The organism is Sphingobium sp., assembly GCF_036170395.1.
GTDB lineage: Bacteria > Pseudomonadota > Alphaproteobacteria > Sphingomonadales > Sphingomonadaceae > Sphingobium.
Genome location: NZ_JAVHPD010000067.1, coordinates 1 through 11808, shown reverse-complemented (window position 1 = coordinate 11808; position 11808 = coordinate 1). Strand labels below are relative to the sequence as shown.

The following is an 11808-nucleotide window of genomic DNA, read 5'->3' as shown; positions in this document are numbered from 1 at the left end:
GACTGATCAGAACACTTCAAAATCCCCCTTGCAGACGGGGCGGGCCATACGTTTTCCGGGTTAGGGGTTGGTTCAAATTAGTAGGCCTACGCTACTCTGATTTTCGCGCATTTTCGCAGACAAAAGCCCGCTTAGCGGCTCGGAACGCTAAGCGGGCTATTTTCCGTATCGCGGAAAAACCTGCGGACAGCGTTCCGAGTACCGTCCTCAAATCTATTTATCTTCTGCGCTATTTGAGCCGCCGTTTGTGAAAGATGACAGAATGTTGAGCTGCGCCTCACGCATCACGTCAGGAATGATGGCGGGCGATCCTTGGTCACGCAAGAGTGGAAAATTGAAATCCACGCAGAAATGCCAGCGATCATCCCAGCTTTTCCCATCCAGATCATTGATGTCATAGATCAGAAAATGGCTCTTCTCCCTATCTGGCACTCGATGCGCGAAACTTTCGTACAGGGCTTCGCATTTCCGGCTCAAGGCTTTTTCCGCTGCTCGTGATCCTTGTGACATCGCCAATCTGCCATAGGCGAGGACGGATCGTGCTTCGGTCCAGTAGTCCAGGGCATCGGCGGATAGGGCCGGGATATTCGATTTTGCTATTGTATTGTAATTGACGAGGGAGGCGCGTTCTTCCTTGATACGTTCGGCAATTGCCGTCCCAACCAAGCGTTTTATGGTAGGCACGGGGTGTGCATAATCGGGGTCCTCCATCAGTTTCTTCAGAAGAAGCTTTACACCTGCGGCCTGAAAATCGGTCAGTTCCATGAAATCCTCCACATTGTGCGGAGCGGGGTTTCCCCCGCTCCAGACGATTAGCCCTGCGCCGAAGTCGTGGAGGTCGGGGTCTGAGCTTTGGCACCCGCTCGCGCGGCCAGTTCCGCCAGATAAGCCAGACGCTGCTCCTTGTTCATGCCGTTGAACAAAGATGCCATGCGCTCTTCGACCCGCTTTTCCGCTTCATCCTTCATGCGGGCCATGCGCTCCCGTTCGTCGCGCGCTTTCAGCAGATCCTCATAGCGGTCGGCCGCCAATCTATTGACCTGCGCCGTGGCGTCCTTGTTGATGACGCCCAGCAATTCAAGGCCGCCATCCACTACCCGACAGGCGACGGTCACGAACTCTGCCGCGTCTTTAGGCATCGCGAGGGAGGTGGTCACGCGGGATGGAATGGTTTCTGCCAGAAACAGCGTGCGCTTGGTGAGGGCTACAGCCTCGGCGCCGGAGTTTTCGGCCTGAGCAAGCCGCTTCTTGCGGGTAGTGGCCATGGCTAGCGCGCCGCCCTTGTCGAGTATGAAATCGACATGATTGGCGGTAACGCCGAAATGCGCCAAATCCTCCATCGTGTGATGATAGACTTCCATCGAACGATCGGGCACCCAAATGCGCTGCTCCACGCCATTGCAATCGGTGAAGGTCTGTTGCGGGTCCGGATGGGGTTCCCCGAAAATTACCTTGATCCACTGACCATAGGTGCTGGCATTTTCCACATATGTCAGTCCATGCTCGTCAAATATGCCAAGTTGCTCTTCCGCGTTCAGATTATCAATGATGTCTTTGATGAGGATGAACCCCTCAACGATCATCTGCGCCAAAGCGCGTGAACCACGAGCGTTCTTGAAGCCGATTTGCTGGGACGTGATACGCGAACGGGCGGTGTTGAGGTCGAGCGAAGAAGTAGAAATGATAGTCACGTGTTTGCCCCTTTCCGAGCAAACGCGCAGGTTATGTGGGGAGCGGATCACACGGATGCACGGCACCGACCACGCCTGAGCGTTGGTTGATGCCGCTGCCTGAGCGGCTGTTAACCGGGGGTCCTTTTAGCCCCGCTGTCACGGCAATCATGGCCGTGGAGCGTTTCCGGTCGGGGTGTCTTGCGACATACGATGCCTAACGCCGCCACCAACAAGCTTTTTGCTCAGGACGATCGACCTGAAAGGTCGAGAAGGCATGAACCCCACAACAGCTATTCCGCAAGCCGTTGTTCAGACATGCGACGGATACCATAAGGCTGAACAACGTCAAGAATAATCAAAGTGAATAAAAATGGTTAGGGAGATTCGCGCGGCTGGATTGCAGATTGACGAAAAGCGTTGTCGCAAATTTGATAAGTTGAACGGGCTTACCTTTAAAATTAATCAATAATTTCAAGTTTTTAACATATCAATGCCGTTATTATAATGGTGCCAGGCCATGATCGCCGCCGCGCCGCGATGCGGCCGCCACGCTTCGGCCAGTGCGCGCGTCGCCTTCTCGCTTGGCCGTTCGGGCAGGCCCAATATCCGCCCGACCTCGATCTGCACCGCCAGGTCGCCGGCCGGCCAGATATCGGGCCGCCCTTCAGCGAACAGCAGATAGATTTCCGCCGACCAGCGGCCGATCCCCTTGATCCGCGTCAGCTGCGCGATCGCTTCCTCGTCATCCTGCGGTAGCGCGTGCAGGTCAAGTTCGCCCGACACCACCAGTTCGGCGAGGCTGCGGGCATAGCCCTGCTTCTGGCGGGAGAGGCCGCACGCCCGCAGGGCGTCGAAATCGCGCGTCAGCAGCGTTTCCGGCGCGCAGCCCTCGCCCAGCTCCGCCTCCAGCTTGCGCCACACCGCCGCCGCCGCCGCAACGCTGACCTGCTGCCCCACGATCGTGCGCAGCAGCGTCTCATAGCCGGGCGCGCGCACGCGCGGTTCGGGATAGCCCACTCGCCCCAGGGCCGCGACGAAGCCCGGCTCGATACCCGCGATCGCATCCAGGCTGGCGCGCAACTGTTCGGCGGTAGTGACCATCGTTCCGTTTCCAGCCCTTGATTTCGCGGCGTCCCTCCGCCAGAGCGGCGGGGAAAGTATAAGGGGTTTGGATAGATGCCGAAACTGATCGTGGTCAACCGTGCGGGTGAGGAACAGGCTGTCGAGGGCGACACTGGCCTGTCGGTGATGGAGGTTATTCGCGACAGCGGCTTTGACGAGCTGCTCGCTCTGTGCGGCGGCTGCTGCTCCTGCGCCACCTGCCATGTCTATGTCGATCCCGCTTTCGCCGGCGCGCTGCCCGCCATGAGCGAGGACGAAAATGACCTGCTCGACAGCAGCGACCACCGGAACGACACCAGCCGCCTGTCCTGCCAGGTAACCCTGACCGACGCGCTCGACGGCATGCGCGTGACGATCGCGCCCGAGGAGTGAGGGGCGCCCTCGCAACAGGGATCAGCGCGCCAGACGCAGCACCGCCATCGGCGCTTCGCTCGTCTGCGGCGTGATCGTCCAGACGATCCGCTTGCCCTGCGGCCCCGTCTGCGCGCCATCCTCCTGATTCTGGCTGACGATCTCCGCATCGGTCGTCAGCGTGAAGCGCCCGTCCAGCGCCTTGGCCGCATCCCGCCCGCCGCCCATTCCCGTCGGCCCGGCGCTCTTGTCGAAGCCGATGGAAAAGCCGGGCGCCTTCACCCGCACCCGGCCGTCGCCGCGCAACTCCGCCGCGACGAAAGGCAGCACGATCTGCGCGTCGATGTTGAAGGGGAAGAGGAAGGCGTGGGTCAGCGTGCCGTCGATCGCATAGTCGATCTCGAACTTGCGCGCGCCAAGGTAACGGGCCGAGCGGAAGCCCTTCTCCTTCATGAGCGCGTCGGCGATGGCCTGCATCTGCGCTGCCTCCTCCTTGTCGTCGGCCACGCTGAAATCCTCCTCCTTCGCCGCGATCTGGAGCAGGGCCGGCCCGGTCTCCGCCTCGCCGTCCGCCTCCACCGGAGCGATCCCCTCCTTGCCGCTCTCCGACGCGATGATCTCGCCCTTGTAAGCGAAAGCGAAGCGGCCGTCGGCGCGGATGTCCAGGCTGGATTCGAACTTTCCCGGCGTCACCAGGCAGGCGGACAGGCAGAGCAGCGCGGCGAGCGCCCCCAGCGATCGAAAAACAGATGCCATCGGCCGTTCCCCCAAACGGCCCCCGGCCGCTACCGGCAGGTCGCGGCGTAGAGGGCGATCGCCGCGGCGTTGGAGACGTTGAGGCTCTCCATGCGCGGGCTGATCGGCAGTTTAGCAATAATGTCGCAATGCGCCATGCTGTTGTGGCGCAGCCCCTCGCCCTCCGCGCCCAGCACCAGCGCGACCCGCGATTCCCCGATCGCATCGGCCAGCACCGTGTCGGCGTCGCCATCCAGCCCGATGCGCCAATAGCCCGCCTCGGCAATCTCGTCGAGCGCGCGGGACAGGTTCACCACCCGCACCCAGGGCACCACCTCCAGCGCGCCCGACGCCGCGCGCGCCAGCACCCCCGATTCGGGCGGAGCGTGCCGGTCCTGCGTCACGATGCAGAGCGCATCGAACGCGGCGGCGGAGCGCAGGATCGCGCCGACATTATGCGGATCGGTCACTTGGTCCAGCACCAGGATCGGCCGCTTATCATCCTGCCCTTCCTCCAGCACGTCGCCCAGCCAGACATCGTCCAGCGGCTCGACCTCCGCCACGATCCCCTGATGCGGCGCGTCGGAGGGCACCATGCGGCCCATATCGGCCACATCGGCATAGACGATCGGCAGCACCGGCGGCAGCTCCAGCGCGTTGAGCGCCTCGCGCGTGCCCCATATCTTGCGGACGACGCGGTTGGGATTGGCGAGCGCGGCGGTCACGGCATGGCGGCCGTAAAAACGGGGCAAATTGCCCTTGGGCTTGGCGGAACGATGCGTCTTTTTCATGGGCAAGCTCTTTTCACAGGAGGCCATTGACAGGCAAGCCTCCTTTCGCCATTGAGCCGCCTCCAGCGCAGGAAAGCCTTGCTTCTCTCCCGCGTCAGGCACTGGACAGGTGGCCGAGTGGTTAAAGGCAGCAGACTGTAAATCTGCCCGGGTTTCCCGTACGCTGGTTCGAATCCAGCCCTGTCCACCATCCTCCCCGGCAATAGTTTGCAATGCAACATCGCTCGCGCTTCCGCGTTGGATTGGACAAGATGCGTTCATCCATGGTCCTATATTCCCGCGCGCGATGAGTATTGACCGACGCGATCTGCTACTGGGCGCCCTGTCCGGCGCCCTGACCCTCGTCCGCCCTGCGCGCGCCCTCGCCGCCGATGAGGTCGCGCGGGTCGATGCGCTGATTGCGAAGATGACGCTGGAGGAGAAGGCGGGGCAGATGACCTGCCTCGCCGACAGTTTCCGCCCCTTCAACCCGCCCAATCCGCAAGTCGGCATCCAGGACGAGAAGCGCCTCGCCGAGGAAATCCGCCGGGGCCGCGTCGGCTGTCTCTTCAACGGCATCGGCGTCGCCGGCGCCCGCCGCGCGCAGGAGATCGCGGTCGAAAAGAGCCGGCTCGGCATTCCGCTGCTGTTCGCGGGCGACGTGATCCACGGGCTTAAGACGATCTTCCCCGTCCCCCTCGCCGAAGCCGCCAGCTTCGATCCCGACCTCTGCCAGCGCACCGCCCGCGCCGCCGCTGTCGAGGCGACCGCCGCTGGCCTGCACCTGACCTTCGCGCCGATGGTCGATGTCGCCCGCGACCAGCGCTGGGGCCGGGTGGTGGAGGGGGCAGGGGAGGACGTGACCCTCACCGGCCTCCTGTCCGCCGCCCGCGTGCGCGGCTTCCACGGCCGCGACCTGCGCCGCGACGACGCGCTGCTCGCCTGCCCCAAGCATTTCGCCGCCTATGGCGCGGTCGCCGCGGGCCTGGAATATGGCAATGTCGACATCAGCGAGGAAACGCTGCGCGAAACCCATCTGCCCCCCTTCGGCAAGGCGTTCGCGGCGGGCGCGCTCACCACCATGGCGGCCTTCAACGAGATCAACGGCGTCCCCGCCACCGCCGACGGCGAACTCCTCACCGACATTCTCCGGGGCGAAATGCGGTTTCGCGGCTTCGTCTTTTCCGACTACACCGCCGACGAGGAACTGGTCGCGCATGGCTTTGCCGAGGATGCGCGCGACGCCGCCCGCCTGGCGGTTCTCGCCGGGGTCGACATGTCGATGCAGAGCGGCCTCTATATCCGCTACCTGCCCGATCTGGTGAAGAGCGGCGCGGTGCCGATGGGCACGATCGACGTCGCCGTCCGCCGCATCCTCTATGTGAAGGCCGCCACCGGCCTGTTCGACAATCCCTGGCGATCGCTCGACGAGGAAGCGGAGCGCACCCGCATCTTCACCCCCGCGCACCGCGCCCTCGCCCGCGAAGCCGCCACCCGCTCGATCGTGCTGCTCAAGAATGACGGCGACCTGCTCCCCATCGACCCCGCCAAGGGTCAGAAGATCGCGCTGATCGGCCCCTTTGCCGAGGATCGCGACAATCTCTACGGCCCCTGGGCCTTCTACGGCGATCCCGGCGCGGGCGTGGACATCGCCAGTGGCCTGCGCGCTGCGCTACCCGATCCCTTCCGCCTCACCGTCACGCGCGGCTGCGACATCGCCGCGCCGATCGAGGGCGGCATCGCGCAGGCCGTCGCGGCGGCCAAGGCGGCGGATATTGTCCTCCTCGCCATCGGCGAAGCGCAAGCCATGTCGGGCGAGGCCCAGTCCCGCACCGTCATCGAAATCCCGCCCGCGCAGCAGGCGCTGGCCGACGCGATCGCCACCACCGGCAAGCCCGTCGCCGTGCTGCTGCGCCACGGCCGCGCGCTTGCGCTCCATGGCGGCGTCGCCGACGCGCAGGCGATCCTCGCCACCTGGTTCCTGGGAAGCGAGGCGGGCCATGCGATCGCCGACATAGTGCTGGGGCGGGCCGACCCGTCCGCCAAGCTGCCCGTCAGCTTCCCCTGGGAAAGCGGGCAGGAACCCTTTTTCTACGACCGCAAATCCACCGGCCGCCCGGTCACGGGGGAGGGGCAGACCGAATATAGAGCGCGCTACGCCACCACTGACAACAGCGCGCGCTTCCCCTTCGGCCACGGTCTTGCCTACACCGACTTCGCGCTCGACCAGCTCCGCCTGTCCGACACGGCGCTGCGCTGGGACTCCGCGATCGAAGTCACCGTGCGCGTCACCAACAAAGGCAAGCGCAAGGGCAGCGAAGTCGTGCAGCTCTACACCCGCGACCGCGTCGCCAGCCGCACCCGCCCGATCCGCGAGCTGAAACGCATCGAGCGCGTCACCCTCTCGGCTGGCGAAAGCAAGACCGTCCGCTTTTCCCTATCGCGGGTTGATCTGGAATTCGTCGGCGCCCGCAACCAGCGCCTAGCCGAACCCGGCACCTTCGACCTCTGGATCGGCCAGTCTAGCCTGGGCGGGTTGAAGGCCCAATTCACCTTATTCGCCGCGCCGGTGGAGGCGGGGTAGGGGAGGGCAGGTCTGCGCTGATGGCCGGGATGCGCCCATTACCTTACCTCCGCTGGCATGACGGAGATGGGTGGGAAGCGGACTGGCCGGTTTTGAGAAAGAATATATCAGAAGCGGCCATTCGCCCCGTCAGGAAACATCTATACCGAACGTCACATGTGGATTGGCTCAGCGACCCTGTTCTCGAACGCGACTGAACGGGTGATACTGATCCTCAGGCGACTATCGTCCCGTTCTAGGCCGACGGCATAATCACCCGGCTCGAAATCGAGAAACATGCCTCCATATTGTGGGGCTGGTTCATCTCCTCCGCCAGTCAGCATCTCCCCAGGTCCTATGAAGATGCGGCCACTGGGGAAACAAAGCGAAAACCTGGTAGCAACACCCTCCTCTTCAACGATGTCTAGATCATAAAATCCGTCGCCTCCGAGGCCTACGATCAGCAGGTTACGTAGATTTATCTCGGCTAACTCTTCCGCTGGATCGGCCCACCAATCCACATCGTCATTAAGTCGATGCTTCAACGCTGCTAAATCGTAAACGGCTATGGTGCTTGTGCTGGTGTAAATACCGAATTCTTTCTGTCGGTTAACCGAAACGGCGTCGTCGAAAGCATCGGGGCTTTCCCTCGAAGGAACATATTTCTTTCCGAACCAACGTCGCAACAGACCCATTATTCATCTCCCCTTTCAGAGCTGATTTATCGTGCATTGGCCTTCGGCGCTAGGCAAGGCTACCGGCGAGTATTTCATTCGATACGGCCGTTCCAGTATTACAAGCGGGAACTAGATGTTTTCTATAAGCGGCGGCTTCGATGCGCGGCAAAAGCCCAATTCAATGGCAACTTCTGGTCGTTTGCAGACACTTCCCCTCCCGCTTGCGGGAGGGGCAGCGAGACTTACGCGCGCAGCGCGTTAGTCGTAGCGGGGTGGGCACATCGCCTAGTCTGCCCACCCCCTAACCCCCTCCCGCAGGCGGGAGGGGGAATATTACCAATCTCGTCGTCCTCAGCGCAGCACAGACCCGTTTATACCCTTAACTCCACCGCTTCACCGCAAAACCCGCCGCGCCACCAGCATCCGCGCATAGAGCAACTGGCCGACCGCGATCAGGATCACCAGGATCGGAAAACCCGCCGCCACCACGAACCCTTTCTGCGCGATCAGGTCGGTCGCACCCAGCGTGTAGCCGAACTGCACCAGCACCGCGATCAGGCTGACGAGGAACAGGCTGGCCGCCGCCGCCTTCCTCATCAGCAGCAGCACCGCCCCGATCGTTCCCGCGCCCACCGCGACCGCGTAGGCAATCCATAACCATCCGGGCATTTCAGCGAAGATGCGCGCGCCCACCGGATCGGTTTTGGCGAGTTCCCCAAGGTCCATGCCATATTGCATCGCAAAGGCCGCTACCCCCATGAGGTTCCAGAGCAGCAGGATGATGCCGATGACAAGAACCGAGCGCGGCGTGGACATGGCGAAACCTCCCCTGACGCGGCGGCGAGTCTGCCCCGCACCGCCTTGCCTGCATCATACAGCAATGCGCGTCGATACGATAGCGTGATGAGCGCGCCGATCATCGTCAGCGCGCTGATGGGGCCGGCCGATTTCGCCTGGGCCGACGCCCTGCGCCGCGCCCATTTCCCGCCGGAGCGCAACCATCTGGCCGCCCACATCACGCTGTTCCACCACCTGCCTCCCTCGGCGCTGGCGGAGGTGACGGCCCGCCTTAAAGCGCTCGCCGCCAGCCCGCCGCCCGCAGCGCGCCTGACCGAGGTGATGCTGCTGGGGCGCGGCGTCGCCTTCCGCATCGACAGCCCGGAATTGCTCGCCATGCGCGACGATCTGGCCGATGCCTTCGCCGGCCTGCTGACCCCGCAGGATCAGGCTCGCCCGCGCCTCCACATCACCGTCCAGAACAAGGTCGATCCCGCCACAGCAAAGGCGCTCGCCGAGCAGCTCCGCCGCGACTTCAGCCCCCGCCCGCTCGCCATCGCCGGCCTCGCCGCCTGGCACTATCGCGGTGGGCCGTGGGAGCTGGCGGCGAAGGCGATGTTCAGGGGGTAGAGCACAAGCCGCCAATACTACTCTCCGTCATTCCCGCGACCCGAAGGGCGACCGCAGGTCAAAGCGGGAACCCATCTCCCGACCTTGCATTCGACGATAGGGCGGGAGATGGATCCCCGCCTACGCGGGGATGACGGTAGGCAGGCAACTCGTGCGGCGCGCGCAGCCATATTGCGGGTCGCGCGTTGGGGCGGCGATGCGCACCCTCTGGTTCATCGCCAACCCCCATAGCGGCACCGCCACCGCGCAGAAATGCGCGGCGATCGAGGCCATTTTCGCGGAACATGGCCTGACGCTGGCGGGGCGCACCGCTTTTCCCGACGAGCCGTTGCCCGATGCGGCGGCGCTGGATGCGGCGGGGGCGGATACGGTGGTGCTGTTCGCCGGCGACGGCACGATCAATGCCGCGCTGTGCCGGCTGGCGCGCTGGGACGGGGCGATCCTGATCCTGCCGGGCGGGACGATGAACCTGCTCGCCAAGGCGCTGCACGACAGCCTGGACGTGCCGACGATCATCCATGCCGCGCATGAGCGGGGCCGGCGCGTGGCGCTGCCCTATGTCGAGGCGGGGCCGCATCGCGCCTTTGTCGGCCTGATCGTTGGGCCTGCGGGCAACTGGTATCGCGCGCGGGAGGCGGCGCGGGAACGGCGGGTCGGGGCATTGCTGAGCGCCGCCCGTTCGGCCTGGCGGCGCACCTTCGGCCGGGGCGTGCGGATCGCGGGCGCTCCGGGCCTGCGGCGCGGCTATCAGGCGGTGTTCGTGACGCCCGAGCCGGACGGGCTGGATGTAGCGGGGGTGGACGCGCGCGACTGGGGCGCGATCGCGGAGCTGGGCTGGGCCTGGCTGACCGGCGACTGGGTGAGCGCCCGCGCGGTCGATCATGCTTTGGCCCGCACGCTCCGCATCCTGGGATCGCGCCCGGTGCGCGCGCTGTTCGACGGTGAGCCGGAAATGCTGGAGCCGGGGACGGTCATCCAGGGCGGCATGGGCGCGAAGATGCTGATCGCGACAAAGGCGGCGGCATGATCCGCCTGTTCCATGTCAGCGACCTCCATTTCGGCGCGGAGGACAAGGCCGCGCTCGACTGGTTTCGCGAGCGGACGCTGGCCGAGCAGCCCGACGCGGTGATCCTGACCGGCGACCTCACCATGGCGGCGCGCGCGCGCGAGTTCGCCGCCGCTGCCGCCTGGCTGCGCTCGCTGGAGCGGCCGGTGACGGTGGAGGTCGGCAATCACGATCTGCCCGTCTATAATCCGCTGCTCCGCTTCTTCCTGCCCTATCGCCGCTATCGCGCGCTCGAAGCGATGATCGAAGCGCCGCTCGACCTGCCGGGGGTGACGATCGTGCCGCTCAAGACGACCGCGCGCCTCCAGCTGCGGTTCGACTGGTCGAAGGGGCTGGTGACCGGCCGCGCGCTGCGCCGCAGCCTGGCGCTGATCGAGGCCGCGCCGCAGGGCGACGTCATCCTGGTGACTGCGCATCATCCGCTGGTCGAGGGCGGCACGCGGATGGACGGGCGGACGCGCGGCGGGCGGAAGGCGCTGGCGGCGCTGGCCGGGGCGGGCGCGCAGGCGGTGCTGACCGGCCATGTCCATGATCCGTTCGACCGGCCGATCACGGCAGCGGGCCGCGCCATCCGCCTGATCGGCGCGGGCACGCTGTCGGAACGGGTGCGCAGCGCGCGGCCATCTTATAATGAGCTGCGGATCGCGGCCGGGGCGATCGATGTGACGCCGCATTTCATGGCCGACGCGCCGGCCGCTTGATCCCCCGCGCCCCCGCGCCTACACCTCCCGCCCATGACCTACGCCCCCTATCCGGCGCTTCGCCTGCGCCGCACGCGCGCCACGGCCTGGAGCCGGGCGATGCACGCCGAAAACCGCCTGTCGCCCGCCGATTTCATCTGGCCCTTGTTCGTGACGGAAGGGCAGGGGGCGGAGGAGCCGATCGGCGCGCTGCCGGGCGTGTCGCGCTGGTCGGTGGATCGGATGGTGGCGCGGGCGAAGGAGGCGCGCGACGCCGGCATCCCGTGCCTCGCGCTCTTCCCTAACACCCAGCCCGAACGGCGTAGCGACGATGGCGCGGAGGCGCTCAATCCCGACAATCTCATGTGCCGCGCGATCCGCGCGATCAAGGACGCGGTGCCCGACATCGGGGTGCTGACCGACGTGGCGCTCGACCCCTATACCGCGCATGGGCAGGACGGGCTGCTCGATCCCGACGGCTATGTCGTCAATGACGCGACCGTGGACGTGCTGATCGGCCAGTCCTTGAACCAGGCGGCGGCGGGCGCAGACATCATCGCGCCGAGCGACATGATGGACGGCCGCGTCGGCGCGATCCGCGAGGCGCTGGAGGAGGAAGGCCATGCCAATGTCCAGATCATGGCCTATGCCGCCAAATATGCGAGCGCCTTCTACGGGCCGTTCCGCGACGCGGTGGGATCGCGGGGCCTGCTGAAGGGCGACAAGAAAAATTACCAGATGGACCCGGCCAATGGCGAGGAGGC

13 protein-coding genes and 1 tRNA gene are annotated in these 11808 nt (G+C 65.0%); 7 read left to right on the top strand and 7 right to left on the bottom strand.

Features of this window, described 5'->3' with window-relative positions; translation table 11 throughout:
• Nucleotides 1-213: 213 nt before the first annotated feature.
• The 3 genes from V2B31_RS16855 to V2B31_RS16845 form a co-directional block, all read right to left on the bottom strand.
• Nucleotides 214-765 carry a hypothetical protein gene (locus V2B31_RS16855; RefSeq protein WP_328280682.1) on the bottom strand — a complete coding sequence of 184 codons (552 nt, stop codon included), beginning with the start codon at nt 763-765 and terminating at the stop codon, nt 214-216.
• A gap of 47 nt (nt 766-812) precedes the next feature.
• Nucleotides 813-1691 (bottom strand): hypothetical protein, encoded by an 879-nt coding sequence (locus V2B31_RS16850; RefSeq protein WP_328280680.1) that lies wholly within the window; start codon nt 1689-1691, stop codon nt 813-815.
• Nucleotides 1692-2144: 453 nt separating this feature from the next.
• Entirely contained in the window at nt 2145-2774 is a 630-nt protein-coding gene (locus V2B31_RS16845) for a DNA-3-methyladenine glycosylase family protein (protein ID WP_328280678.1), read from the bottom strand.
• A 75-nt stretch (nt 2775-2849) separates the two neighbouring features.
• Here V2B31_RS16845 and V2B31_RS16840 point away from each other — a divergent pair, with 75 nt between their 5' ends.
• Nucleotides 2850-3167, top strand: coding sequence for a 2Fe-2S iron-sulfur cluster-binding protein (locus V2B31_RS16840; RefSeq protein WP_328280676.1), 318 nt, complete (start codon nt 2850-2852; stop codon nt 3165-3167).
• Between the two features lie 21 nt (nt 3168-3188).
• Here the strand turns inward: V2B31_RS16840 and V2B31_RS16835 are convergent, their stop codons facing one another.
• Both V2B31_RS16835 and rlmB read right to left on the bottom strand, forming a co-directional pair.
• Nucleotides 3189-3902, bottom strand: a complete 714-nt coding sequence (locus V2B31_RS16835) for a hypothetical protein (RefSeq protein ID WP_328280674.1) — start codon at nt 3900-3902, stop codon at nt 3189-3191.
• Between the two features lie 29 nt (nt 3903-3931).
• Nucleotides 3932-4672 carry a 23S rRNA (guanosine(2251)-2'-O)-methyltransferase RlmB gene (rlmB, locus tag V2B31_RS16830; RefSeq protein WP_328280673.1) on the bottom strand — a complete coding sequence of 247 codons (741 nt, stop codon included), beginning with the start codon at nt 4670-4672 and terminating at the stop codon, nt 3932-3934.
• Nucleotides 4673-4775: 103 nt separating this feature from the next.
• Between rlmB and V2B31_RS16825 the strand changes: the two genes are divergently transcribed.
• Together V2B31_RS16825 and V2B31_RS16820 are read left to right on the top strand one after the other, a co-directional pair.
• Nucleotides 4776-4862: transfer RNA gene (locus tag V2B31_RS16825), tRNA-Tyr, on the top strand.
• A gap of 96 nt (nt 4863-4958) precedes the next feature.
• Nucleotides 4959-7235, top strand: coding sequence for a glycoside hydrolase family 3 N-terminal domain-containing protein (locus V2B31_RS16820; protein WP_328280671.1), 2277 nt, complete (start codon nt 4959-4961; stop codon nt 7233-7235).
• A 152-nt stretch (nt 7236-7387) separates the two neighbouring features.
• Here V2B31_RS16820 and V2B31_RS16815 read toward each other — a convergent pair whose 3' ends face one another.
• Together V2B31_RS16815 and V2B31_RS16810 are read right to left on the bottom strand one after the other, a co-directional pair.
• The gene (locus V2B31_RS16815) at nt 7388-7909 is read right to left on the bottom strand and encodes a DUF6386 family protein (RefSeq protein ID WP_328280669.1); all 522 of its coding nucleotides are present in this window, start codon (nt 7907-7909) and stop codon (nt 7388-7390) included.
• A gap of 375 nt (nt 7910-8284) precedes the next feature.
• Complete coding sequence (locus tag V2B31_RS16810; RefSeq protein ID WP_328280668.1) at nt 8285-8707, bottom strand: sugar transporter; 423 nt, start codon at nt 8705-8707, stop codon at nt 8285-8287.
• A gap of 87 nt (nt 8708-8794) precedes the next feature.
• On the opposite strand from V2B31_RS16810, the gene V2B31_RS16805 reads away from it, so the two are divergent.
• The 4 genes from V2B31_RS16805 to hemB form a co-directional block, all read left to right on the top strand.
• Complete coding sequence (locus V2B31_RS16805; protein WP_328280667.1) at nt 8795-9298, top strand: 2'-5' RNA ligase family protein; 504 nt, start codon at nt 8795-8797, stop codon at nt 9296-9298.
• Nucleotides 9299-9494: 196 nt separating this feature from the next.
• Entirely contained in the window at nt 9495-10325 is an 831-nt protein-coding gene (locus tag V2B31_RS16800) for a diacylglycerol/lipid kinase family protein (protein ID WP_328280665.1), read from the top strand.
• On the top strand, nt 10322-11065 hold the full coding sequence (locus V2B31_RS16795) for a metallophosphoesterase family protein (protein ID WP_328280663.1): 744 nt from the start codon (nt 10322-10324) through the stop codon (nt 11063-11065). The genes V2B31_RS16800 and V2B31_RS16795 overlap by 4 nt, the downstream gene beginning before the upstream one ends.
• A 33-nt stretch (nt 11066-11098) precedes the next feature.
• Nucleotides 11099-11808, top strand: a 710-nt coding sequence (gene hemB / locus V2B31_RS16790) for a porphobilinogen synthase (protein WP_328280661.1), incomplete at its 3' end; no start/stop codon positions are given.

Excerpts from the sequence above, each read along its gene's own strand:
- V2B31_RS16855 (WP_328280682.1), bottom strand. The coding sequence starts at position 765 with ATGGAACTGACCGATTTTCAGGCCGCAGGTGTAAAGCTTCTTCTGAAG.
- V2B31_RS16845 (WP_328280678.1), bottom strand. The coding sequence starts at position 2,774 with ATGGTCACTACCGCCGAACAGTTGCGCGCCAGCCTGGATGCGATCGCG.
- V2B31_RS16840 (WP_328280676.1), top strand. The coding sequence starts at position 2,850 with ATGCCGAAACTGATCGTGGTCAACCGTGCGGGTGAGGAACAGGCTGTC.
- V2B31_RS16835 (WP_328280674.1), bottom strand. The coding sequence starts at position 3,902 with ATGGCATCTGTTTTTCGATCGCTGGGGGCGCTCGCCGCGCTGCTCTGC.
- rlmB (WP_328280673.1), bottom strand. The coding sequence starts at position 4,672 with ATGAAAAAGACGCATCGTTCCGCCAAGCCCAAGGGCAATTTGCCCCGT.
- V2B31_RS16820 (WP_328280671.1), top strand. The coding sequence starts at position 4,959 with ATGAGTATTGACCGACGCGATCTGCTACTGGGCGCCCTGTCCGGCGCC.
- V2B31_RS16815 (WP_328280669.1), bottom strand. The coding sequence starts at position 7,909 with ATGGGTCTGTTGCGACGTTGGTTCGGAAAGAAATATGTTCCTTCGAGG.
- V2B31_RS16810 (WP_328280668.1), bottom strand. The coding sequence starts at position 8,707 with ATGTCCACGCCGCGCTCGGTTCTTGTCATCGGCATCATCCTGCTGCTC.
- V2B31_RS16805 (WP_328280667.1), top strand. The coding sequence starts at position 8,795 with ATGAGCGCGCCGATCATCGTCAGCGCGCTGATGGGGCCGGCCGATTTC.
- V2B31_RS16800 (WP_328280665.1), top strand. The coding sequence starts at position 9,495 with ATGCGCACCCTCTGGTTCATCGCCAACCCCCATAGCGGCACCGCCACC.
- V2B31_RS16795 (WP_328280663.1), top strand. The coding sequence starts at position 10,322 with ATGATCCGCCTGTTCCATGTCAGCGACCTCCATTTCGGCGCGGAGGAC.